Below are 23023 nucleotides of genomic sequence, written 5' to 3'. Positions count from 1 at the left end.
AGGTGCAAATGTGCATTCCTTGTGCTAACGTTAGCATAAATTGGCAGGATTTAACCGAGGAGTCAAGCAACACGCGCAAACGAACATGAGCGAGAAGCCGAACGAGCGACGAAGCCCCTGACGATATTCCAGATTATCGAAGGTGTCTCAGGTGCGGCTTGATCAACCGCCGCCATCTGCCGATCCGCCTTCCTGGTAACGCGCGACCTCGTCCAGCAGCCATGCGCGGAACGCCACGACAGGACGGAAGTCCTTCCTGCTCAGAGGCGCGACCGCATAATAGGCGCTGGTGCTTTTGACCTGATGTGGAAAGGCTTGAACGAGCTGGCCATTTGCGAGTTCGGAGTCGATGAGGAAAAGCGGCATCAACGCGAGCCCCAGTCCGGCAATGCAGGCTTGGGCCACGTTGCTGAACTGTTCGAACCGCATGGCCTGCGATGGGGTGCCGTTAACCTGGAGGCTTTCAAAAAAATGGCTCCAAGCCCCGGGACGGGACGCCATCTGCAGCAGCGGCAGGCGAAGCAGATCTTCGGCCCTCACGATGGGATGTGAACTGAGAAAAGACGGGGACGCGATCGGTGCAACCATCTCTTCCATAAGAAATATGCTTTCCGTACCGGGCCAATCGGGCTGGCCGATATGAATCGCCATATCTATGTCGTCGCGGTCGAAATCGAACACGCCTATGCGCGTGGCGAAGTTCAACGTGATCTCCGGGTGTCTAGCGACAAATCGCGGAATGCGTGGCATCAGCCAGCGGGTGCCGAATGTCGGCAAGATGGCAAGATTGAGCTGATCGCTATGTTGTTTGGTCATGGCCTGCAGCGAAGCGGAACGGATTTCCGCCAAAGCGCTGGCAATAGCCCGGGCATAGTCTGTGCCCGCCTCCGTGAGGTTGACGCCACGGCTAGTGCGCTCGAACAGTAAAACGCCGAGTTGTTCTTCCAGCGCTGCGATCTGCCGACTGATCGCTCCCTGCGTCAGGGAAAGCTCCTGTGCTGCCGCAGAGAAGGTGCCCAGCCGCGCGACGGAATCGAACGCTGCGAGAGCCGAGGTGGAGGGAAGGAGCCTTCGCGAGAGGTTTGCCATGCGCTATTACTATAGCTCATAGGCCGATGAGTAAACCTCGCTTTCTCAGTCGTGAAAAAACAGCTTTAATTCCGTCAAATTCGAACTGCCAAAACCTCAACGGGAGGACGACGATCTTGGCCTTTTCTTGGAACGACCCTTTTCTGCTCGACGACCAGCTGACCGAAGATGAACGGATGATCCGCGAGTCCGCTGCGGCTTTCGCAGAATCTGAACTCTTGCCGCGCGTTGAGGACGCCTATCTCGAAGAAGCGACCGACCCGGAGCTGTTCAGGTTGATGGGGCGGACGGGCCTTCTTGGGGTGACGCTGCCTGAAGAATACGGGGCCGCGAACGCATCCTACGTTGCCTATGGTCTGGTCGCCCGCGAGGTCGAGCGTATCGACTCCGGATATCGTTCGATGATGAGCGTGCAGTCCTCGCTGGTCATCTATCCGATCTTCGCCTACGGCTCCGACGAGCAAAAGAAGAAGTATCTGCCGGGCCTCGTTTCGGGTGAACTGATCGGCTGTTTCGGCCTGACCGAGCCCGACGCGGGCTCGGATCCCGGCGGTATGAAAACCCGTGCCGAGAAAATCGAGGGCGGCTACCGATTGCGCGGCTCGAAGACGTGGATCTCGAACTCGCCGATTGCGGATGTCTTCGTCGTCTGGGCAAAATCTGAGGCTCACAACAATGAAATACGCGGCTTTGTTCTCGAAAAGGGCATGAGGGGCCTTTCGGCTCCAAAAATTGGTGGCAAGCTTTCGCTGCGCGCCTCGATCACGGGCGAAATCGTGATGGACGGTGTCGAAGTCACCGAGGATGCGCTTCTGCCCGGCGTTTCCGGTCTCAAGGGGCCGTTTGGCTGCCTCAACCGCGCCCGTTACGGCATCTCCTGGGGTGTTATGGGAGCTGCCGAGGACTGCTGGTTCCGCGCTCGTCAATACGGCCTGGACCGCAAACAGTTCGGGAAACCGCTAGCAGGGATGCAGCTTTATCAAAAGAAGCTCGCCGATATGATGACCGAAATCACGCTCGGACTGCAGGGCTCGCTTCGCGTTGGCCGGCTGATGGATGAGCACAAGATGGCCCCGGAAATGGTCTCGATCGTCAAGCGCAACAACTGCGGAAAGGCGCTTGAGATGGCGCGGCAAGCCCGGGATATGCATGGCGGCAACGGCATTCAGATCGAGTATCACGTCATGCGCCACGCGCAGAACTTGGAGACGGTCAACACATACGAAGGGACCCATGACGTCCATGCCCTGATCCTTGGGCGTGCTCAGACAGGCCTCCAGGCGTTTTCCTAATTCCCGATAGTCTATTCGGCACAGGCCGTCCTTTAACCTCCGGATTAACGCGAGGCAGCATGCCTATAGTGGATAAGATTTCTACCGTCGCCGTCATCGGTGCTGGACAGATGGGTACTGGGATCGCGGAAGTCGTGGCGAAACACGGGTATGAGGCACTGATTTACGATCTCGACAAAAGTCGAATTCGCGCGAGCATCGAGGCGAGCGCCGGATATTTCGGGCGCCAAGCGGAAACCGGCAAAATGCCGGGCGAGGCGGTTGAGCAGGCGATCTCCCGAATAAAGGGAGCGTTCTCCCTGTCGGATCTGGCGAGCGCCGATTTGGTTGTCGAAGCGGTGAGCGAGAATGAAGACCTCAAGAGGAAGGTCTTTACGGATGTGTGCACTGTCCTGAAGCCCGACGCGATCCTGGCGACGAACACATCGTCGCTCTCCATAACGCGGCTCGCCGCGTCAACCGACAGGCCCAATCATTTTATAGGGATGCACTTCATGAATCCCGTACCTGTTATGAAGCTCGTAGAGCTGGTTCGCGGCATCGGAACGGATCAAGAGACGTTTGCCATAGCCAAGGATTTCGCCGAATCCATCGGCAAAACGGTCACCGTCTCCGAGGATTTTCCGGCCTTCATCGTAAATCGTATCCTGATCCCCATGATCAACGAAGCGATCTACACCCTGTATGAGGGTGTTGGAAACGTGGAAGCCATAGACATCGGCATGAAACTCGGCGCCAATCATCCGATGGGGCCACTCGAACTGGCGGATTTCATCGGTTTGGACACATGCCTTTCCATCATGCAGGTCCTTCACGAAGGGTTGGCTGATAGCAAATACCGTCCGTGCCCGCTGTTGGTCAAATACGTCGAGGCCGGGTGGCTCGGTCGCAAAGCACAACGCGGGTTCTACGACTACAGGTACGTTCCAGCTCGACCAACTCGCTGATCCCCATCTCATCCCCAACATCGAGATTTATCAGGCATTTATCATGACCGAAGAACACGCAGACGAAAATCGCGAGAGCATGGAATTCGACGTTGTGATCGTCGGCGCCGGTCCGGCCGGTCTTGCGGCGGCGATCCGGCTGAAGCAGGTCAATCCGGAGCTCTCGGTCGTCGTGCTGGAGAAGGGCTCTGAGGTCGGGGCGCATATTCTGTCGGGCGCCGTCGTCGATCCGATCGGCATCGACCGGCTGCTGCCCGGCTGGCGTGAGGAGGAGGGGCACCCGTTCAAGACCGAGGTCAGCGCCGATCACTTCCTGCTGCTCGGCCCGGCCGGCTCTGTTCGCCTGCCGAATGTGCTGATGCCGCCGCTGATGAACAATCACGGCAATTACATCGTCTCGCTCGGCAATGTCTGTCGCTGGCTGGCGAGCAAGGCCGAAGAACTCGGCGTCGAGATCTATCCGGGCTTTGCCGCCACCGAAGTGCTCTACAATGACGAAGGCGCGGTGATCGGTGTCGCCACCGGCGACATGGGCATCGAGAAGAACGGCGAGCCTGGACCCAACTATACCCGCGGCATGGAGCTGCTCGGCAAATATACCCTGATCGGCGAGGGCGTGCGCGGCTCGCTCGCCAAGCAGCTGATCGCCAAGTTCGATCTGCAAAAGGATCGTGAACCGCAGAAGTTCGGCATCGGCGTCAAGGAACTCTGGCAGGTCAAGCCCGAGCATCACCGGCCTGGCCTGGTGCAGCACTCCTTCGGCTGGCCGCTGGGCATGAAGACCGGCGGCGGCTCCTTCCTCTATCACCTGGAAGACAATCTGGTGGCGGTCGGCTTCGTTGTCCATCTGAACTACAAGAACCCCTATCTCTATCCTTTCGAGGAATTCCAGCGCTTCAAGACGCATCCGGCGATCCGCACCACTTTCGAGGGCGGCAAGCGGCTGTCCTATGGGGCGCGCGCCATCACCGAGGGCGGCTACCAGTCGGTGCCGAAGCTCACCTTCCCCGGCGGGGCGCTGATCGGCTGTTCGGCCGGTCTCGTCAACGTGCCGCGCATCAAGGGCAGCCACAATGCGGTGCTGTCGGGCATGCTGGCGGCCGAGAAGCTGGCGGCGGCGATCGAAGCAGGCCGCAGCCATGACGAGGTCGCCGAGATCGAGAGCGAATGGCGCAAGGGCGACATCGGCCGCGACCTGAAGCGGGTGAGGAACGTCAAGCCGCTGTGGTCGAAGTTCGGCACCGCACTCGGTGTGGCGCTCGGCGGCTTCGACATGTGGACCAATACGCTGTTCGGCTTTTCGTTCTTCGGCACGCTGAAACACGGCAAGACCGATGCGCAGTCGCTGGAGCCTGCCGCCCAGCACAAGCCGATCGCCTATCCGAAGCCGGACGGCGTCCTGACCTTCGACCGTCTGTCCTCGGTGTTCCTGTCGAACACCAATCACGAGGAAGACCAGCCGGTGCATCTCAAGGTCAAGGACATGGGCCTGCAGAAGCGTTCCGAGCACGATATCTATGCCGGCCCGTCGACGCGCTACTGTCCGGCCGGCGTCTATGAGTGGGTGGAGAAGGACGGGCAGGATACCTTCGTCATCAACGCCCAGAACTGCGTGCACTGCAAGACCTGCGACATCAAGGACCCCAACCAGAACATCAACTGGGTGCCGCCGCAGGGCGGCGAGGGGCCGGTCTATCCGAATATGTAGTCCAACGATGATCTGCGGATTTAGGAACGATCAGGAGTTATCGATGCAGTTTCCGCTAGAGGGCGTTCGGGTCGTGGAGTTGGCGCGTATCCTGGCTGGTCCGTGGGCTGGACAGACACTTGCCGACCTGGGAGCGACCGTCATCAAGGTAGAAGGTCCGGATGGCGACGATACGCGCCGTTGGGGGCCTCCTTTCATCAAGGATGGCGATGACGTCGCTGCGGCCTATTTCCATAGCTGCAATCGCGGAAAACTGAGTATCACGGCGGATTTCAACTCTGTGGAAGACGTCGAAAAGGTTCGTGCACTGATCGCCAACGCGGATGTCGTCATCGAGAATTTCAAGGTAGGCGCCTTGAAGAAGTTCGGTCTTGATTACGAGAGCCTGAAGGCGATCAATTCGAAGCTGATCTACTGCTCGATTACCGGATTTGGCCAAACCGGTCCCTATGCCGGGCGCGCAGGATACGATTTTATCGTCCAGGGCATGGCGGGCATTATGGATTTGACCGGTGAACCAAGTCGGGAGCCGCAGAAGATTGGCGTGGCGTTCGGCGATATCTTCACAGGGCTCTATTCGGTGATCGCTATCCAGGCCGCTTTGATCCTCCGTAACAGCACAGGTGAGGGAGAGCATATCGATATGGCTCTGCTGGACAGCACGGTGGGCGTCTTGGCCAACCAGGCGATGAATTTCCTGGCCTCGGGAAAGGCACCAACGAGACTCGGCAATGCGCATCCCAACATCGCGCCATACCAGGTATTCCCGGTATCCGACGGCAATATCATTATCGCCTGCGGGAACGACAGTCAGTTCGCACGGGTGTGCGATATCCTTCGGCTATCCGCTGTGGCAGCCGATGTTCGTTTCAAAACGAACGCGGACAGAGTGCGTCATCGAGAGGAACTGACATCGGTGATGGAAGCGCGCACGAAGCTCTTCAACCGGACGGATTTGCTAGCCGACTTTGCGCGCGTGGGTGTTCCCGCCGGGCCGATCAACACCGTGGAAGATGTATTTTCGGATCCGCAAGTGCTGCATCGCCAGATGGCGGTGGAGAATGAAGGGATACCGGGCATCCGGACGCCTATCATCTTCTCGGAGACGATGCTGACCCGGCATCGTAAGTCGCCAAGGCTTGGCGAGCACAATGGCAAAGTGCGGTCAGACTGGTCTTCGACGGACTGATGCTTGCTAGCATCGCCGAACGTTCCTTTCGTTCATCCTCCCGCATTGATACGGCCATCCCTTCACCGTATCCACATGCATTATGGGCGCCTATTGCCTGCAGCCCCAACGCATTCAAGAATTGTCGTGCGGCAAACCCCGGTGTCCCGCTGGATGAGAGGTTGTGTGCGCCAGGCTCGGTGGGCGATCCGGAATTCGAGGTCCTTGTAAAAATAGGTCTTGGCCTTTTGTCTCAGACGGCTCCTGTCCAAAGCGTCTGCCGTTACGACAAGATGTGCGGCAAGCCGTTTGAATTGCCATGGCGGCGAACCTTGCTCCTTCTCGATCACCTCCACATGGTAATAGGGATCGTGATCGGCGGGATCCGGATGTTTGTAGACGGTGGCCCAACGAACTGTTCGTGGTGAAACGGAGAGAATGACCGTGGAAACATCCGTGGATTTCACCGGTTCGGCACGCATGAAGACCGGTGCGGCCAATATCGTCGCGACAGCCAGAAGGATGGTTCCAGGAACTATTCGCATGGGTAAACAGCGTTCCATCCAAGAGTTAAATCACTGCCACGCTTTGAATGAATTTTTAATGCCGCCTTTTTCTGAAAAATTCAACGCCAACACGAGGGATGGACGACTGCGTTTGCTCCGACCGATTCTGGAACAATGTCTATCGTCCCCTGTTACATTGACGATAAAACGAGTGCTGCGTGAAGGACGAAGCAGTTGGAGGGCTCGATGAAGCGGAGCATAGGATTTGGGTTGATACTTGCCGTTGTGCTGACAGGCTGCACCACCGGCGCAGGCAATTATTCGTCGGCGGGGCTGGCCCCCATTCCCGGCAGCATCACCTATAATGGTCAACCGCGCACGAAGTTGACGAAGTCGCCCGTCGGCTCTTCCTTCCCGCATACCTTCACAGATCAATGGGGACGCCAGGTCGAGGAGATCTACATCATCCGGCCCGACCGGAGCTTGCTGATCGCCGAGCGCCACTACCGGCCGGTCTTTTCGCTCGACGACGACTAGGCGCGGCGTCAGTCGAGCACTCTCTACGACACGATCCGAGGCCGCGTCTGACAAGATTTCAGGATTGTCAGCATCGCGATTATGGCCGACGCTCCGTTATCGAAGCGAGGGGATGTGCATGGTCGATATTATTATCCGAAGCGCTCTTGATATCGTTGGGCGGACTGAGCGGCTTATCGAAGCAATGAGGCGAATGCTCCAGAGCAAAGGTCTTGACGAAGTCGAGGTCTACGAGCTCGATTATGAGATCGAGCGGCTCGGGGACATGGTTTTCAACATGGACGAAGCTGTTCGATCGCTGGCACGCACGGTCGAAGGCTGGCCGCAGCCGGTTCTTGCACACGAGATCCGCAGGACATTGCATTGACGGCTGATCGCCGCTTTTGCAACTGACGTGTCACGAAGTCGGTCTTGAGTTGGGAATGTCGATTCTGCGTGTCACGCCGATGTCACGCGACCGTCGCAGCAATATGTGCTTGATAGGCGTCGTTAGGCTCGGGTTAAGGCACGGTCGGGCCAAAATGCTATTGTTTCGCGGGGGCGTCGCAATGACCTTGAAGACTTCGGGGCGAAAATCACAGCCCCACGAATTTATCTTTCCGGTTCACACGCGCACGATCGCAGAGATCAGGTACAATAGTCTCAGCCGCGTGATGACGGTGGTCTATCACGACGGTCGCTCGTGCACGACGTCAGGCATACAAGGTCCCGCCATGCTGCGGATCCTCGCCCAGCAGCCATTGGAGCGCTCTCCGTTTCTGTTGCAGACGGTGATCTGACGCAGAGGCGTCGTCGGCCCTTGTCGCGCCGCGGGTGTTCGCTTGTTAAATCAGCGCGGTTATGCATCCATTTCGCGCGGGCTGCGTTCATCTCCAACAGCCAATCCATGGAGGGAATGCCGATGACCTTTCCACCACCGAAGGCCGAAGCTCCTGCGCAGCGCTTCGAAGAGGCGACCGCCGCTGCGCGCGAGGCTTTAGAAAGGCTGATTGCAGCCGCCAATGAAGCCGGATGGGGCACCGAAGAGATAACCTCAGCGCTCCTGAAGGCTGCGCAGTTTCTGAGCGACGCCAACAAGAGAGATCCCGATCCGGCCGACGATCCCGCCATCAGCGACGAACCTGCCAGGGCACAGATCGGTCGTGGTGAGCTCTACGATTGATGCATGTCGCCCAAAAGCGTGCAGCGGTTTTGGGCAACGACATGCATGAAAACAAAGATCTAAACGGGTTGGTTTTCTGCTCGAACTGACCGCCGCGTCGATGCTCAGCGCATGAGCAGGGCCACCAAACCAACCTGGGAATTGACCCCGAGCTTGGAATAAATGTTTCTGAGATGAGTCCGGACAGTTTCGTAGCTGATGTGATCGGCTACGGCCACTTCCTTTGGAGAACGGCCTGAGGCAATGCTGGATGCGATCCGGATTTCCGTCGCAGTCAGTTTGTATGTTTCCATCAGGAAGTCTCGCCGCTCATTGAATGGTGTCGTGATCATCGGCTCGATGATCACGGCCACGGTCGGCCCCTCCAGGAATTCGGTGAACGCGTCGGACTGCAGTCGGACGAGGGTGATGCGGTAATTGGCCTTGTTCTTCCCCTTTACAATCGCCGTATGCGGCTTTGTTTGCACACCCTTTCTGGACGTCAGGAAATCGAGAACGGCAGCTGATGTCTCGCATTGAAGTGCGAGCCTGCCATCCGGCGCGATATGCACAGGGAAGCCAGCTTCCACGAACGCTTCCGCACTCCTATTCCATTGGCGTGCTCGCCCTTGCTCGGAAACGTAGATCAGTCCGGCGCCGATACTATCAAACAGGGTTTGCGTTGCCTGTTTTTCCGGTGCCAGCAGATCGCGCTTCCGAATGAAGTCGAAAGCCCTTTTCAAATGCGGCGCGAGGATCGTGTAGCGCCCGGTTGCCGCTTTGTTGAAATCGGGGTCTGCCGACGACGTGCAGGTCGACAGAACGAAGGTGCGGGTTTCCTCCCGGATGATGGAGACACCGATGCTGGTCTCGCAGCCGGCCTGCCCCTTCAGCCAATCGTTGTAGAATTCCGATTTGAGCAAGTCTTTGCGTGGAAAGATTTCGTCTCCACAGACACCCTGGCCGACGGGCACGACGCTCAATCTCGGAATCCAAGGGTTCACCGAGGCAAAGTGGCTGCTGAACTGGTCGACCTCGGTCCTCGAGAAGCCCGATACGTAAGGAACATGAGCAATAGGCGAGGCCAGATCGTGGTAATGGAGTGCAGCTTTTCCATTGGGCGAAGTTTCCGCAACTCGATCCAGAAAATCTTGCCAGTTGCACTCACCGAAGAGACTTCCATAGATCAAATCTATCAGCTCAGATGAAACCTCATTTGACTGGAGCATGATCTTTCTGAAAATCCCATGACGAGTATTTTCAGTATTAAATAACGTAGGCCAGGCAAAGACAACAGGAACTATATGCAATAACAAATCGGTGGCCATCGATACAACACGGCCGATCACAATGCTGCTGTGCGACCGATTGATTCCGCCTGGATCTGCGGTCTCACCGGCCGATCGTCGCGACGGAGCCGCGTACGACAAGGCGCGTACTGACGCGCAGACGTTCGACGGCAAGAGGCGTGCGTTCGATGCGGGCGACCAGACGTTCGCTCGCGAGCTTGCCCATCTCGTAGACGCGCTGGTCGATGATGGTGATCGGTGGAACGGTGACGCTGGTCCAGTCGGCATCCAGGAAGCAGATCATCGACACGTCGCTCGGGATTGACAGGCCGAGCGACTGCAGCGACTTGAAGATGCGCAAGCCGACGAGGCTGTCGGATGCCAAGAGTGCAGTTGGCGATGATCCCTCCGAGACCAGGCGTTTGATCACGCCGTCCGTCTGTTGCTGGTCGGTGGCGCCGAGCCTGACATAATGAAGAGGGTTCGGCAGGCCCGCCTCGGTCAGGACGCTCACGAAGCCTTCCACGCGTTCGCGCACGGCGGAATTCGATATTCGCCCGACATCGGTGAGCCCGCCGCCTTCGGCATCCATGGCGGAGACGTAGGCGAGGCGGCGATGCCCTTGCCCGATCAGATACCGGGTCGCGGTGACTGCCGCATCCTGGTCGTCCCCGGTCACGGCGTCGACATCGAGTTCCGGAATGGCCCGGTCGAACAGGACCAGCGGCACGCCGGCGCGGCGGATATCTCGGAGGTGATCGATGTTGTCGCAGCGAGCGGGCGTGACGATCAGACCATCGACGCGTTTGCCGATCAGAAGGTCGACGGCCGATTTTTCCGCATCCAGCTGTTCGCCCGAATTCGCGATGATGACGTTGAAGCCCGCAAGCCGGGCAGCATCGCTGATGCCGCGCACCGCCAGGCTGAAGAAAGCGTTCTCGATATCGCCGACCACGACCCCGATGATGCCGGATCTTCCGGTGCTCATGCTCCGGGCGAGCTCGTTCGGGCGGTATTCGAGCGCGGCTGCCGCCGCCATGACCTGATCCGTGATCTTGGCGCTGACCACGCCGTAGCCGCCGAGCACGCGGGCGGCCGTCGCCTTCGAGACCTTTGCGGCCTTCGCGACATCGGCGACCGTGACTGAACGTTTCGAATGAGCGGAATCTTCCATGAGCCGAGGACTACAAGAGTTGTTGACGGCCGGTCAATTGACGGATATCAAATATGTTGTGAGACCGGTCTCTTTATACAGGAGACCGGTGTCTTGTCCAGAAGACTCTGCCGCACTATGCGACGGGGGCGGGGCGACGCGACAATGCCGACAAGAGCATTCCTTTCAGAGCGGAGAACGAACATGAAGCCTTTTGAATCATTTGCGGCCACCCTCGCCCCATTGCGGGCCGGCCTTTTGACATGCCTTCTTGCAGTGGGTGCAGGATCCGCGGCGGCGGCTGACAATCCCTATAAGCTAATCGAGCCCGGGGTGATCAGCGTTGGCACGATGGGCGATTCCAAGCCCTATACGTTTGCGACGGCGGACGGCCAGTTCACGGGTTTCGATATCGAGCTGTTTCTCAACGTCGTCTCCCGCCTCGGTTTTCCAAAGGACAAGGTGACGTTCACGGGCCAGGAATTTTCAGCCCTTCTGCCGTCGGTCGCTAACGAACGGTTCGATGTTGCCGTTGCGGCGATCGGAACCACCGAAGCCCGCAAGAAGACGGTCGACTTTTCCGACGGCTATCTTGCCGGTTATCTCTCTGTCTTGACTGCGGATGCCGCCATCAAGGATGCCAGTGGCCTCAAGGGCAAGCGTCTCGGCGTCGTGCAGGGGACCTTGCAGGAAGTCTATGCGGCCAAGAATTTCGGTGAGACCGATCTGGTGAAATTCCCCGACAACAATTCCGCCGTGGCCGCCCTCAACAACGGAACGATCGATGCGCACTTTCTCGACTACGAGGCCGCCAAGCAATATGGCGAGCGCTATCCCGCGCTGAAGGTTGCTGTAAACATCCCGTCCTTCGATGCGCCGGCGGGCTTCGTGGTCAAGAAGGGAAATGATGCCTTTCGGACGGCGCTGAACGGCGCGCTTCACGACGCGATGCAGGATGGCACCTGGAAGTCCCTTTATGAAAAGTGGTTTCCCGGCTCGCCCATGCCGGACCAGTATCTTCCCAAGAAGTAAGGCCGCAGGCCGGCCGTTCAGAGCGGACGGCTGACAAATGGCGCTGCCGATCGCAGCCTGCGAGCGGCAGCGTGCCCGGCAAGGGCTCCAATGGGGATCTCGATGAACTGGCTTGAAAATCTGCGCCGCAGCTTCCTCGACTGGGATGCCATGGCGGAAGTGCTGCCGAGCATGATCAGCGTCGGCCTGAAAAACACGTTGATCCTGGCCGCTGCCTCGACCGTGCTCGGCGTCGTCATCGGCATGGTTCTTGCCGTGATGGGCATCTCGCAGTCCCGCTGGCTGCGGCTGCCGGCACGCCTCTATACCGATGTTTTCCGCGGGCTGCCGGCGATCGTCACGATCCTGATCATCGGTCAGGGTTTTGCCCGGATCGGCCGGGAGATCTTCGGTCCGTCGCCATTTCCGCTCGGCATCCTGGCGCTCAGCCTGATCGCCGGTGCTTATATCGGCGAAATCTTCCGGTCGGGGATCCAAAGCGTCGAGCGCGGTCAGATGGAAGCCTGTCGGGCGCTCAGCATGAGCTACGGGCAGGGCATGCGCCTGATCGTCATCCCGCAGGGCATCAGGCGCGTTCTGCCGGCGCTGGTCAACCAGTTCATCGGAAACGTCAAGGATTCCAGCCTTGTCTATTTCCTCGGATTGCTCGCCTCCGAGCGGGAGATCTTCCGTGTCGGGCAGGATCAGGCCGTCGTCACAGGTAATCTGTCGCCGCTGCTGCTAGCGGGTGTTTTCTACCTTGTCATCACCGTGCCGCTGACCCACTTCGTCAATTATATCGATGCGCGACTGCGCCTGGGAAAACAAGGCCACGGCCCCGGCACGGCAAGTGGGCTGCTCGAGGTGAGCGAGTTGCAGGCCGCTGCCGGTCCGCAGTCCGCGGCCAAATCTGTCGAGGAGATGGAACCGCGCTTCAAGGGTGGGGCCCTCAATATCCGGGACCTGACCATGGCCTATGGCCATCTCGACGTCCTGAAGGGGGTCGATCTCGACATTGCCGCCGGGACCGTCACCTGCATCATCGGCCCCTCCGGCTCGGGAAAATCGACGCTGTTGCGCTGCATGAACAGGCTTGTCGAACCGAAAGGCGGTGACATCCTGCTCGATGGCGAAAGCATCCTGGCGATGAAGCCGGAGAGGCTGCGCCGGCGTGTCGGCATGGTGTTCCAGCACTTCAACCTGTTTCCCGATCACACGGCGTTTGAAAACGTCATGCTTTCGCTGACGAAGATCAAAAAGATGCCGAGACAGGAGGCGCGACGCATCGCCGAGGCGCGTTTGGCCGAGGTCGGTCTCGCAGAGCGCAAGGATCATCGCCCGGCAGGTCTATCGGGCGGGCAGCAGCAGCGCGTCGCCATCGCGCGTGCGCTTGCCATGGATCCGGAACTCATCCTGTTCGACGAAGTAACCAGTGCGCTCGATCCCGAACTGGTGAAGGGCATTCTCGACCTGATGGCCGCTCTCGGCCGCCAGGGCATGACGATGGCCGTGGTGACGCACGAGATGGGATTTGCCCGCAGGGTGGCTGACCAGGTCGTCTTCATGGATGAGGGCCGCATCGTCGAAGCCGGCTGCCCGGAGCAGATATTCGACAATCCCCAAAGTGAGCGATTGAAGCGCTTCCTTGCCGAGGTCCTGTAAAGCGCCCGAGGCAAGGCATGGGCGCCGGTCTTCCGCACGCCGGATGCACCGGATTTTTCACCCGATGTAGAAAGAGCAGGAAACAAGGTTATCGACATGAATGCTTCCACCAAACCCGTGAAGGTCATCGTCATCGGCGGCGGGATCTTTGGCGTCTCGACGGCCGTTCATCTGGCGCGGCTCGGGGTCCGCACCGTGCTCGTCAATGACGGCCCGCTTGCCAACGGTGCCTCCGGCCGTTCGCTTGCCTGGCTCAACTCGGCGCGTAAACGCTCCGATGCCTATCACCGGCTGCGTTTGGCCGGCATAGATCGCTATCGCACCCTGGCCGCCCGATATCCCAATGCGCCGTGGCTGCGTTTCGACGGCGGCCTGACATGGGATGCGGACGATGCCGGCAACGAGATCGCCGAGATCTTCGACTATGAGCGCGATCGCGGCTATCACGCGCAATGGCTCGCCCGGGAAGGAATTGCCGGGACGACGCCAGGTGTCGACGCAAGCGCCGTGACGCCGCAAGGCGCGATCTTCAACCCCGGGGAGGGCTGGATCGATCTTCCGTCCTTGATCGCCACACTCGCGGAAGAGTTCCGCTCGCTGGGCGGTGAGATCATTACCGATGCCGGGCGCGCGACGGTCGATGTCGAAGGCGGGCGGGCCTGCGGCGTGATCACGGCCGACGGCATCCGCCGCGATGCAGATGCCGTGCTGCTTGCTGCGGGCGGCGATGTTCCCGCAATCGTGGCCGAGGCCGGCCAGCTTATCGAGGATGCAACGCCTGTCGCCCTTCTCGTCAGGACCAAACCGATCCGCCACCCGCTGAAGGCCGTACTCAATACCCCCCGCATTGCCATCCGGCCGACGCCCAGCGGCGGCTTTGCGCTCGATTCCGCCTGGTCCGAGGAAGAGGTGAGCGTGAAGCCTGACGGCAGCTACGAAGTCAGGCAATCGACGCTGGACGGGCTGCTGCGCGAGGCCTCAAGGGTTCTCGAAGGCAATCCGAGACTGGAGATCGAAGATTATGGGGTCGGGCCGAAGCCTATCCCGGGCGATGGCGAGCCGGTCTTCGGCGAGCTGTCGTCAATCCCTGGCTACTTCGTTGCCTTCAGCCATAGCGGCGCCACCCTCGGCCTGATTGCCGGCGAATTGCTGGCGGACGAAATCGTCACTGGGCGCCGCCATCCACTGCTGGCGGAGTTTCGGCCGGAGCGTTTCAGCGCGTCGCGACAGTGAAGGTCGCGAAGCTCGAGCCGCTGGCCGGGGGTGACGGTTCTATGCCGCAGCGGTTCGACGAAGCGTGTCCGTTTCCGCCAATTGGAACTGATCGATCAATTGGAGGAGTATCCTCGTCTCGTCGGCAAGTTCCTTCGTCGCCGCGCTGGTTTCCTCGACCATGGCCGCGTTCTGCTGCGTCATCTGGTCCATCCGGTTGACGGAAGAATTCACTTCATGAAGGGCGTTATACTGCTCTCTGCTCGAGCGGGCGATCACGTCCATCTGCTCGGAGGCTGTGACCACTTTCGCCGAAATGCTTTCGAGGACTTCGCTCGTTTCGCGCACGACACGCGCTCCATTGGCAATCTCCGTCTGCGAACGTCCGATGAGCTGTTTGATCCTTTGGCCGGCCTCCGCGGAGCGCTGGGCGAGCTCGCGCACTTCCTGGGCCACGACCGCAAAGCCCTTTCCGGCCTCGCCGGCGCGGGCCGCTTCGATGCCGGCGTTGAGCGCAAGCAGGTTCGTCTGAAACGCGATTTCGTCGATGACGCCGATGATTTGAACGATCTCGTCGGACGCCGCTTCGATCTTGCTCATCGCATCGATAGCACTGGCGACGACCTGGGATGACGAATCGGCCGCCTGTTTGGTGTCGGTGATGATCTGATGGGCGTCATCGGCGCAGGCTGCAGACGAACGAACCGTCGTGGTGATTTCTTCGATGGCTGCTGCAATCTCCTCGAGTGCGACGGCCTGTTGTTCCGTGCGCCTTGCTAGATCGCCCGCGGCGAGATCCATTTGGCCGGCATTGCCTTCGATCATCCGGGTGTTCGTGCGGATCTGGTCGATCGTTTCCTGCAGCCGCAGCAGCGACGCGTTGAAATCGTTGCGAAGCTGCTCCAACCGTCCGAAGAAGGGTGTCGCGATCGTTTGCGAAATGTCGCCCTGCGCCAGTCGACCGAGACCCTGCGCCAGTGCCGTCACCGCGAAGTCTATCTGCTCTTCGACCGCGCGTTTTTCCTCATCGTTTCGATGCCTTTCCTCTTCGGCCTTTGATCGCTCGATCTCGCTGCGCTCCTCGATCTCGACCTTGGCGATGGCATTGTTCTTGAATACGCCGAGCGCGCGGGCCATATCGCCGATTTCGTCGGCCCGGCGCTCGCCAACGATTGATGTTTCGAGCTTGCCATCCGCCAGGCGCCTCATGGCCGAGGTGATCTGATTGATCGGGCCCTTGAGCGTCACGGTCAGCCCGACGCCTGCGAGGATCGCGATCACCACGCCGAGGATCGTCGTGCCGAGAGACATCGAGTTGGCGTCCGTGCGTTCCTCGGCCGCGTTCTGCCGCTGCATTTCGGCGAAAGCCGTCAGTTGAGACCACATCCCGTCCACGTCGGCGGCGGCCGAACGGAATTCCTCCTGGCGCTGTGCGCTGATGTGGACGAGGTCGGCGGCAGCCTCCTGCATCTTGTCCAGCGCCGGCAGAAGCTTCGATCTGAGTTTGTCGAACTGCGCAACGCTGCCGGCGTTGGAAATCAGCATGTCCAGGCCTTTCCTGACAGCGGTAATTTCCTGCGAGAGTCTCTGAAGATTGGCGTCCGTCGGCGCGAGCGTCAGTTTGGCCATGACGATCTGGATCACATAAGCCGAAGTGATCAGTTTCTGGCCGTCTCTCTGGCTGGTCTTGGCGCGCTCGACCGGCTTGGCAATCTCGGCCGCCTTTTCCGTTGCCGCCTTCACCCGCCGTGCGGCGGCCGCCTGCAATTCAGGCAGTCTGCCGACGATCTGGCCCATCGCATTGCTGAGGCCGGCTGCGCGTTCCTCGGTTTGACCGGTGGCCTCGACAAGCGGCTTCAAGGAAACAATGGCGTCGTCGATCGCCTTTTTGGCCCCCGGCGCTTCGCCGGCCAGCGCCATCGCCAGGACCCGCTGCTGCCGGCCGAGTTCTTCCATGTCAGGCCCGCCGATACCGGCGGCGGCTTGAACCTTGTCGTTAAACGCCTGGGCGAAGGATAAGAAATCGGAAATACGCTGCGCATCGCCCAGCATGTTGCGTGCTTCGTCCTCCTGGCTGTCGGCAGCCCGCTGAAGAACCTTGGTACCTTCGACGATATCCGTCTGGGACGACACGACGACGCTCAATGCCTTCTGAAGATCGATGAGCAGCGCCGCCCGGTTCTCCTGAAGTCGCCAGAGCGAATCCATGCGGGTTGAAATTCCGTCGATGGAGGATTGCGCCTGCTCGAGTTCCTGCTGACCGCTGCGATCGGCGGCGAGCTTATCGATGCCGGCTTTCAGAAGGGTGCGTTGATCGGCAAGTTTTCGGGTGACGACATCCCGGTTTTCTTGCGTGGCATTGGCGAGGAACTCGCCCATCGCGGCCGACAAATCCCGAAAGCCGCTCAAGGACTGCAGGACGGAATTGGAAATATCCATCCGCCCCTGGAGCAGGCTCGACGCATAAAAACCTGTCGCGCCCACGGCCATGATGCTCAAGACGAACGGAATGATGAACACCATCACCTGCGTCTGGATTCGAACGCGTGACAATAGCCTTCCCAACATGAGTCCCTCCTCGGCTCACAGCGTCTCGTTACGGCGCCGGGCGCAGGGGCTGTTGCAGTTCGCCCCCGTCGAGTGAAAATCCTCTTCCGCCTGAGGCGGTCGCCGCACAGGTTTGCTCGCAACCAGCGGCCGTTCGCCCCTTCCTCTTGACCTTCCGAAATTCCTGGATCCGTCGGAAGGAAATGCCTGAAGAAGAACAATCAATCTCGGGTGAAGATGCCGATCCCCTCGAACCGGTTCTGCACATAATCCCTGCCGGACGCATGACGCATCAGTGGAATAGATATTTCATACTGCACGACTCATGAAATATTCGTTTCAATATTCGCTGAAACCAGCATTTTGTCTAGCCTGGGAAGCGGCGGCCGATGCATCCTTCTGAGCCGTCAGACGTTCTATCGCCAGGAAACAACTGGAGACGCATCATGTTGAAGGACGAACGCGGAGAGATCGGCACAAATAGGGGTATGCCCGGCGGTGCCGGCACCGCACCCGCGGCTTTCGAAGAAGCCACCATCAATCCCGATCTCATCAGACGTGAGGGTTTCGCGAGCGAGGCCGACTATCGGGCGTATATTGCAACACTCGGTGGTCATGTTCCGGTTGGCGACATCGTCGAGGAACCGCTCCTGGTCTCTGATGGTGATGTCTCCGATGGTCATGCCCTGGAAGGCCGCTTGCGAGAACTGAGAGAAGAGATCGAAAACCTCCGCGCGCGCCTTCACGTGATCCAGCATCAGGCTGCGACCGTCGTTGCGGAGAACGTCCGTTGGGCCGATGCAAGCGCCCATGCACAGCTCGGCAATCAGCCCTGGCTCAAGCTGGCAGGCGCGATGGCGGCGGCATTTGTCGTTACGCGGGGCATCCGGCGGCTGCCTCTGGGAGCCGTGGCGACGACGGCGGTGCCGTTGGTGCGGCGGCGATGAACCGGAAGTTCGCCAGGTGACGTCTGTCAGCGTCGACGACTGATCACGCGAAACCGATTTCCGCTAGCAGAGGCAGGTGGTCGGAGGCGACTCTTGTCAGCCGGTTTTCCAGGACCGCCGCCTGTTTGACGATGAGATCCTCGGTGACGAAGATGTGGTCGAGGCGCATCAGCGGGTAGCGGGATGGAAAAGTCGCTCTCGGCGCGTTGCTGCCTGCGAACTGGGCGTCCTTTAATGAGCGCGCGGCAAGTCGGTAAGTCGCCGACGACGGAATGGCGTTGAAATCGCCGCAAAGAATGCTGGGAAGCGCTTCGTCCGCCGTGCCGCGCAGCCAGCCGGAATTCAGCAGTGTCGTCATCTGCCGGATACGCTCGCGGCCGCGAAGGCCGAGATGGGTGTTGACGACCAGCAGTTTTCGGTCGCCGACCAGTATTTCGGCGGACAGCGCTCCGCGCTGTTCGCCGATGGATGGCAGCGGGCCGGCCTTGACCGCGCCTGTCGGCAGCGCGGTGATGATCGCGTCGCCATATTGCTCCTCGGCAACCGACAGCGCCGGATGGAAATGCGCCTGCATCTTCAGCAGCGAGGCAATCATATGGGCCTGGTCGACGCCGCCGGTCCTGCGCCTGAGGACATCGACCTCCTGAAGCGCGACGATATCGGCCCCGGCCTCGGCGATGACGGAAGCGATGCGGCCGGGATCGAGCTTCCGGTCGCTGCCGATACAGCTGTGCACGTTATAGGTCAGAAGTTTGATCGATTTATCCGGCATTGGCCCCGCTGAAAAGCTTGTTCCCTCCGGGAGAGCACGGAACTCGTTCCTCCCCAGGGACAACATAGAACGTGTTCTCCCTGGGGAACACAGAACTCGTTTGATCGTTCCAGATCATCGAGCCGCCGCGCTCGCATCTCGGAAACGGACAATCGATGAGCTTGAAAAGCGTAATCTGGAATGGACTGCTCGTGGCCGCGCTTTGCCTTGCGGTCTTTCTCCTCTATCGGATCTTCCAACAGTATAGTCTCGAGCAGATCGCCCAGTCGGTTCGCAGCATTCCTTTTTCGACCTTCTGCACAGCCCTTCTGTTTGCGGCGGCATCCTATCTGTGCCTCAGCTGTTTCGATCTGCTGGCGATCCGTTCGCTCGGCAAATCCTTGCCCTATTCCAGGATAGCGCTGACTTCATTCATCAGCCTGTCGCTCGGCCACAATATCGGCTTTGCCGGCCTGAGCAGCGGCGCCTTCCGCTATCGTTTCTATTCTCGCTGGGGGCTGACGGCGGAGGACGTGGCGAAGGTCATCCTGTTTTGTGGCGTCACGGTGGGGCTGGGGCTGATCACGCTTGGCGGTCTCGCCATGATCGTCAATCCCGGTGATGCCGGGCGCCTGCTGCGCATTGATCCGGGAAGTGTGCGCATCTTCGGCGCGATGGCGCTGGTCGTGCCGGTTGTCTATACGGGCCTGGCGTTCTTCATCCGCGGCACGTTGCGGCTGTGGCGCTGGTCGTTTCAGCTGCCGCGATTTTCGATCGCGGTCGCGCAGGTCGGGGTCGGGACGCTCAACTTCATGCTCGTCTCCGCCTGTCTGCACCAGATGCTCTCGGCCTTTGGCGACGTCGCCTTTTTCCGGTCGGTGACGGCTTACGTGCTCGCCAATTCGGCAATTCTCGCAACACATGTTCCGGGCGGCCTCGGCGTGCTCGAGGCGACCGTTTCGTATGCCGTGCCGAAGGAGGCCTCGATCGGCGCGCTGATTGCGTTCCGCTGCGCCTATTTCTTCATCCCGCTGGCGCTCGGATCCACGCTTCTCATCATCAGCGAGATGATCTTCCGGCGGAGATCACGCCGGCCGGATGAGGAGGCGGACGAGCGCGCCGAGGCCCAGTCGGTCTAAGGGTGCGAAGGGTCGAACCGGGTCGAAGAGCCCTGTGCCTGTAATCGGTGAAATGCTGCCCGACAGCGCAACGGTGAATTCCCGCAAGCCCCGAGGCCCGTCATTGAGCGCATCGACCGCAGCGATGACCGAGCCGCTTTGCGCAAAGGCTGCGGCAAAGCTTTCGGGTTTGGTTCCGAGATATTCCGAAAGCAGGCGATTGCGCAAATCCGCGATTGCGCCGCGGTGCTCGTCATTGCCAGCCTCGAACAGCATGTCGCATTCGCAATCCAGCCCTTCCGAGCGATTGTTGAGGTTGGAGGAGCCGATGCGGACCAGTTCGTCATCGGCGATTATCAGTTTGGAATGGACGAGCACCTCTACCTCGCCGTCCTCTCCCGGCGTGACCGCGTAATAGACGCGCAAACGGCCGGCGCGATCGGCGCGTTTGAGGCGGCGGATGACGCGGTCGCGATTGCCGCCCATGACGAGCTTTTCGATCAGTCCGTGAGAACTGCGCGTACAGATGATGACGACCTCAGGCCCGTCTTCCTCCTGCAGCTGCGCGGCAATGGCGTCGGCAACGCGGAAAGAGGCGAGATATTGCGCCTCGATGTAGAGCTGCCGCCGCGCGCGGGCGATGACGTCCAATGTCATGGCGATGCCGTCGCTAATGCCGGGGCGAAGTGCGGTCGAAGGCTCCGTCAGCGCGAAGCTGACCGCAACCTCCCTCATGGAAATGGCGAGATCGTCCGGCCAGACGAAGCGGATATTTTCGGCCAAAGGCAGGTGGATCTCGCCGGTGGCATTTTCCCAGCGCTGCCTGGCGATGTCGCCGATCAGCCTGGCGGCATCGCCGGTGACCATTGCCTGAACGTCGTGCAGCGGATCGTAGGAAACGCCCTCCGGGTCGCGCCGCAGTTTCTCCTCGGCGCGATGGCGCCGGGTATCCCATCGTCGCGACGTCAGGTCTATGCCGCCGATGAAGGCGACGGCGTCGTCGATGCAGACGAGTTTCTGATGGTGGCAGCCGCGCAATGTCGGCTGAAGCTCGAAGCGCAGATCGATCCGTACATTCCTGGGAAAGTTCTTCTTTCGCAGCACCTGCAGGGATTTCTCCGAATAGATCGGCCCGAGCGTCCAGATGAGGATGCGTATTTCAAGCTTGGGATTTGCCGCGGCCAGGGCATGCAGCAGATCGGCCAATGTTTCGTCGGATTTTTCCGGTTGCATCCGGATGTCGGGATTGAAATCCCATCCGATGATCCAGACGGTGCGCCGCGCCTGCCGCAGCACGCGCGCCAGTTCGGCGAAATAGCTGTTGCCGTTGATCAGGAAGGCTGCCTTCGCCGCGCTTCCTTCCAAGCGCAAGGCCCCGCCCTCCTGTTTTGGGCGGTCGCCTGGTCGTTGTGATTTTGTCTGGGGCAAGTTCGGGTCATTGAAGATGGTTTCGAATGTCGTCATGATTGCCTCGGCCTCTCACTGGGAGAGCAAACGCCTGGAATATTTTTGGGTTCCCTGTCGCGCCGGATGAGGCGAACATGCCGGCAACGACGGGCGATACAAAGTGCAAGGAAACGAGATGTCACAACGAGCAGGCAGCGCCGATCTTCCCCTTCACGGGGGACGTGTGCCGCATTGGCTCGGCGATCGGATGACGCGGCTCGGCACGCTGATCACCGAGGCGATCGTCCATCACTATGGCCGCGACGAATTCCTGCGCAGGCTCGCGCATCCCTTCTGGTTCCAGTCCTTCGGTGCGGTCATGGGCATGGACTGGCATTCCTCCGGCATCACCACCAGCGTACTCGGGGCGCTGAAGCGTGGGCTGAAGCCGCGTGCCGGCGAACTCGGCCTGCATGTCTGCGGCGGTCGCGGCGCGCATTCGCGCAAGACCCCGCAGGAGCTTGTCTCGATCGGCGAGCGTGTCGGTCTCGACGGGGAGGGGCTGGCGACTACGAGCCGTCTCATCGCCAAGGTCGACAGTGCTGCCCTTCAGGACGGGTTCGATCTTTATCTCCACGGGTTCATTGTTGCCGATGACGGCCATTGGGTGGTGGTGCAGCAGGGTATGAATGGCGACAGGCGGCAGGCCCGGCGCTATCACTGGCTGTCGGAAGGGCTGGAGAGTTTCGTCGACTCGCCGCATGCGGCAATCGAGGGAAGGAGCCAGGGCGAGATCGTCAATCTGGCCGACAGGCGCGCCGAGCGCTCGCGGCGCGGCCAGCTCGATCTGCTGGCGACGCTCGGCCCCGACCGGATCATCCGCGAGGCCGCCGCGCTGCAGCGTGCCGAAGAACCCGCGCCCGAACCTGCCGAACAGCCAATGCTGCCGCACCTGATCATGCCCGCCCATCACGACGTCCGCGAGAGCGACGTCAATATGCGGCGCCTGCACGGAAATCTCGCCGCCGCGGCCGATCGCGGACCAGCGGATTTCGAACAGCTGCTGCTCGTTCCAGGCGTCGGCGCCCGCACGGTGAAGGCGCTGGCGATGGTGGCGGAAGTCGTCCACGGCGCGCCTTGCCGTTTTTCCGATCCGGCGCGCTTCTCGATCGCCCATGGCGGCAAGGACCGACATCCCTTTCCGGTTCCGCTCAAGGTCTATGACGAGACCATCGCGGTGATGAAATCGGCGGTGCAGAAGGGCAAGCTGGGGCGGGAGGAGGAGTTGCAGGCGCTGCGGCGCTTGGACGACCAATCCAGGCAGATGGAACACTATGTGACCGGCCCCGACCTCAAGGAAATCATCGCCGGCGAATTCCGCCGATCCGCCGATTTCGGCGGCCGCAGCGTGTTCGGCTGGGAGCCGCCGCCGGTGGATGAGAGTGGTCATTGACGTGATCTGCCGACGAATGCGCGCCAGCCTCACGTCATGCGGGGCGGGCCATTAGATCCAACGGGCCGTGTTCATCATCGAAACAGGCAAGGGCGCAGGGGCGGCC

General features: G+C 60.2%; 21 protein-coding genes and 1 pseudogene. 15 read left to right on the top strand and 7 right to left on the bottom strand.

The annotated features are described in order from the left end of the window. Nucleotides 1-162: 162 nt before the first annotated feature. The gene (locus FHX10_RS29890) at nucleotides 163-1089 is read right to left on the bottom strand and encodes a LysR family transcriptional regulator (protein ID WP_029868074.1); all 927 of its coding nucleotides are present in this window, start codon (nucleotides 1087-1089) and stop codon (nucleotides 163-165) included. Nucleotides 1090-1205: 116 nt separating this feature from the next. Between FHX10_RS29890 and FHX10_RS29885 the strand changes: the two genes are divergently transcribed. Genes FHX10_RS29885 through FHX10_RS29870 form a run of 4 tightly spaced genes read left to right on the top strand, consistent with a single transcriptional unit; the run spans nucleotide 1206 to nucleotide 6225 of the window. Beyond that, nucleotides 1206-2381: an acyl-CoA dehydrogenase gene (locus FHX10_RS29885; protein WP_029868073.1), complete on the top strand. Its 1176-nt coding sequence runs from the start codon at nucleotides 1206-1208 to the stop codon at nucleotides 2379-2381. Between the two features lie 59 nt (nucleotides 2382-2440). Next, nucleotides 2441-3328 (top strand): 3-hydroxybutyryl-CoA dehydrogenase, encoded by an 888-nt coding sequence (locus tag FHX10_RS29880; RefSeq protein WP_029868072.1) that lies wholly within the window; start codon nucleotides 2441-2443, stop codon nucleotides 3326-3328. A gap of 43 nt (nucleotides 3329-3371) precedes the next feature. After that, nucleotides 3372-5036, top strand: a complete 1665-nt coding sequence (locus tag FHX10_RS29875) for an electron transfer flavoprotein-ubiquinone oxidoreductase (protein WP_184390649.1) — start codon at nucleotides 3372-3374, stop codon at nucleotides 5034-5036. Nucleotides 5037-5079: 43 nt separating this feature from the next. Continuing rightward, nucleotides 5080-6225, top strand: coding sequence for a CaiB/BaiF CoA transferase family protein (locus FHX10_RS29870; protein WP_029868070.1), 1146 nt, complete (start codon nucleotides 5080-5082; stop codon nucleotides 6223-6225). Between the two features lie 80 nt (nucleotides 6226-6305). Here FHX10_RS29870 and FHX10_RS29865 read toward each other — a convergent pair whose 3' ends face one another. After that, on the bottom strand, nucleotides 6306-6686 hold the full coding sequence (locus FHX10_RS29865) for a DUF5086 family protein (protein ID WP_245294540.1): 381 nt from the start codon (nucleotides 6684-6686) through the stop codon (nucleotides 6306-6308). On the opposite strand from FHX10_RS29865, the gene FHX10_RS29860 reads away from it, so the two are divergent. The 5 genes from FHX10_RS29860 (at nucleotide 6643) to FHX10_RS29840 (ending at nucleotide 8409) form a co-directional block, all read left to right on the top strand. Continuing rightward, nucleotides 6643-6960 (top strand): hypothetical protein, encoded by a 318-nt coding sequence (locus tag FHX10_RS29860; protein ID WP_165932276.1) that lies wholly within the window; start codon nucleotides 6643-6645, stop codon nucleotides 6958-6960. The two genes, FHX10_RS29865 and FHX10_RS29860, sit on opposite strands and share 44 nt — an antisense overlap. Beyond that, nucleotides 6957-7247 (top strand): hypothetical protein, encoded by a 291-nt coding sequence (locus FHX10_RS29855; RefSeq protein WP_029868068.1) that lies wholly within the window; start codon nucleotides 6957-6959, stop codon nucleotides 7245-7247. The genes FHX10_RS29860 and FHX10_RS29855 overlap by 4 nt, the downstream gene beginning before the upstream one ends. Before the next feature lie 118 nt (nucleotides 7248-7365). Continuing rightward, complete coding sequence (locus FHX10_RS29850) at nucleotides 7366-7614, top strand: hypothetical protein (protein WP_029868067.1); 249 nt, start codon at nucleotides 7366-7368, stop codon at nucleotides 7612-7614. 181 nt (nucleotides 7615-7795) lie between these two features. After that, entirely contained in the window at nucleotides 7796-8026 is a 231-nt protein-coding gene (locus FHX10_RS29845) for a hypothetical protein (RefSeq protein WP_028757534.1), read from the top strand. A 122-nt stretch (nucleotides 8027-8148) separates the two neighbouring features. After that, on the top strand, nucleotides 8149-8409 hold the full coding sequence (locus FHX10_RS29840) for a hypothetical protein (protein ID WP_029868066.1): 261 nt from the start codon (nucleotides 8149-8151) through the stop codon (nucleotides 8407-8409). Between the two features lie 104 nt (nucleotides 8410-8513). On the opposite strand, the gene FHX10_RS29835 is transcribed toward FHX10_RS29840, so the two are convergent. Continuing rightward, entirely contained in the window at nucleotides 8514-9617 is a 1104-nt protein-coding gene (locus tag FHX10_RS29835) for a helix-turn-helix transcriptional regulator (RefSeq protein ID WP_029868065.1), read from the bottom strand. Between the two features lie 163 nt (nucleotides 9618-9780). Further along, complete coding sequence (locus tag FHX10_RS29830) at nucleotides 9781-10851, bottom strand: LacI family DNA-binding transcriptional regulator (protein ID WP_029868064.1); 1071 nt, start codon at nucleotides 10849-10851, stop codon at nucleotides 9781-9783. A gap of 183 nt (nucleotides 10852-11034) precedes the next feature. Here FHX10_RS29830 and FHX10_RS29825 point away from each other — a divergent pair, with 183 nt between their 5' ends. From FHX10_RS29825 to FHX10_RS29815, 3 genes are all read left to right on the top strand, one after another. Next, nucleotides 11035-11862, top strand: coding sequence for an ABC transporter substrate-binding protein (locus FHX10_RS29825; protein WP_028757530.1), 828 nt, complete (start codon nucleotides 11035-11037; stop codon nucleotides 11860-11862). 102 nt (nucleotides 11863-11964) lie between these two features. Continuing rightward, nucleotides 11965-13503, top strand: coding sequence for an amino acid ABC transporter permease/ATP-binding protein (locus FHX10_RS35510; RefSeq protein WP_183845285.1), 1539 nt, complete (start codon nucleotides 11965-11967; stop codon nucleotides 13501-13503). A gap of 96 nt (nucleotides 13504-13599) precedes the next feature. Continuing rightward, nucleotides 13600-14736, top strand: a complete 1137-nt coding sequence (locus FHX10_RS29815; RefSeq protein ID WP_029868063.1) for an NAD(P)/FAD-dependent oxidoreductase — start codon at nucleotides 13600-13602, stop codon at nucleotides 14734-14736. A gap of 39 nt (nucleotides 14737-14775) precedes the next feature. Here FHX10_RS29815 and FHX10_RS29810 read toward each other — a convergent pair whose 3' ends face one another. Continuing rightward, on the bottom strand, nucleotides 14776-17283 hold the full coding sequence (locus FHX10_RS29810) for a methyl-accepting chemotaxis protein (RefSeq protein WP_183845286.1): 2508 nt from the start codon (nucleotides 17281-17283) through the stop codon (nucleotides 14776-14778). A 425-nt stretch (nucleotides 17284-17708) separates the two neighbouring features. Between FHX10_RS29810 and FHX10_RS29805 the strand changes: the two are divergent. Continuing rightward, nucleotides 17709-18229, top strand: a pseudogene (locus tag FHX10_RS29805) (hypothetical protein). 23 nt (nucleotides 18230-18252) lie between these two features. Here the strand turns inward: FHX10_RS29805 and FHX10_RS29800 are convergent. Further along, the gene (locus FHX10_RS29800) at nucleotides 18253-18981 is read right to left on the bottom strand and encodes an endonuclease/exonuclease/phosphatase family protein (protein ID WP_183845287.1); all 729 of its coding nucleotides are present in this window, start codon (nucleotides 18979-18981) and stop codon (nucleotides 18253-18255) included. Nucleotides 18982-19136: 155 nt separating this feature from the next. Here FHX10_RS29800 and FHX10_RS29795 point away from each other — a divergent pair, with 155 nt between their 5' ends. Beyond that, nucleotides 19137-20099, top strand: a complete 963-nt coding sequence (locus tag FHX10_RS29795) for a lysylphosphatidylglycerol synthase domain-containing protein (RefSeq protein ID WP_183845288.1) — start codon at nucleotides 19137-19139, stop codon at nucleotides 20097-20099. Here FHX10_RS29795 and FHX10_RS29790 read toward each other — a convergent pair. Then, the gene (locus tag FHX10_RS29790) at nucleotides 20046-21542 is read right to left on the bottom strand and encodes a phospholipase D-like domain-containing protein (protein WP_183845289.1); all 1497 of its coding nucleotides are present in this window, start codon (nucleotides 21540-21542) and stop codon (nucleotides 20046-20048) included. The genes FHX10_RS29795 and FHX10_RS29790 overlap by 54 nt on opposite strands. 118 nt (nucleotides 21543-21660) lie before the next feature. On the opposite strand from FHX10_RS29790, the gene FHX10_RS29785 reads away from it, so the two are divergent. Further along, on the top strand, nucleotides 21661-22917 hold the full coding sequence (locus tag FHX10_RS29785) for a DUF763 domain-containing protein (protein WP_183845290.1): 1257 nt from the start codon (nucleotides 21661-21663) through the stop codon (nucleotides 22915-22917). Nucleotides 22918-23023: the final 106 nt, after the last annotated feature.

It is taken from the genome of Rhizobium sp. BK591, from assembly GCF_014195045.1.
GTDB classification, from domain to species: Bacteria; Pseudomonadota; Alphaproteobacteria; order Rhizobiales; family Rhizobiaceae; genus Rhizobium; species Rhizobium anhuiense.
This window is presented reverse-complemented; position numbering and strand designations above follow the sequence as displayed.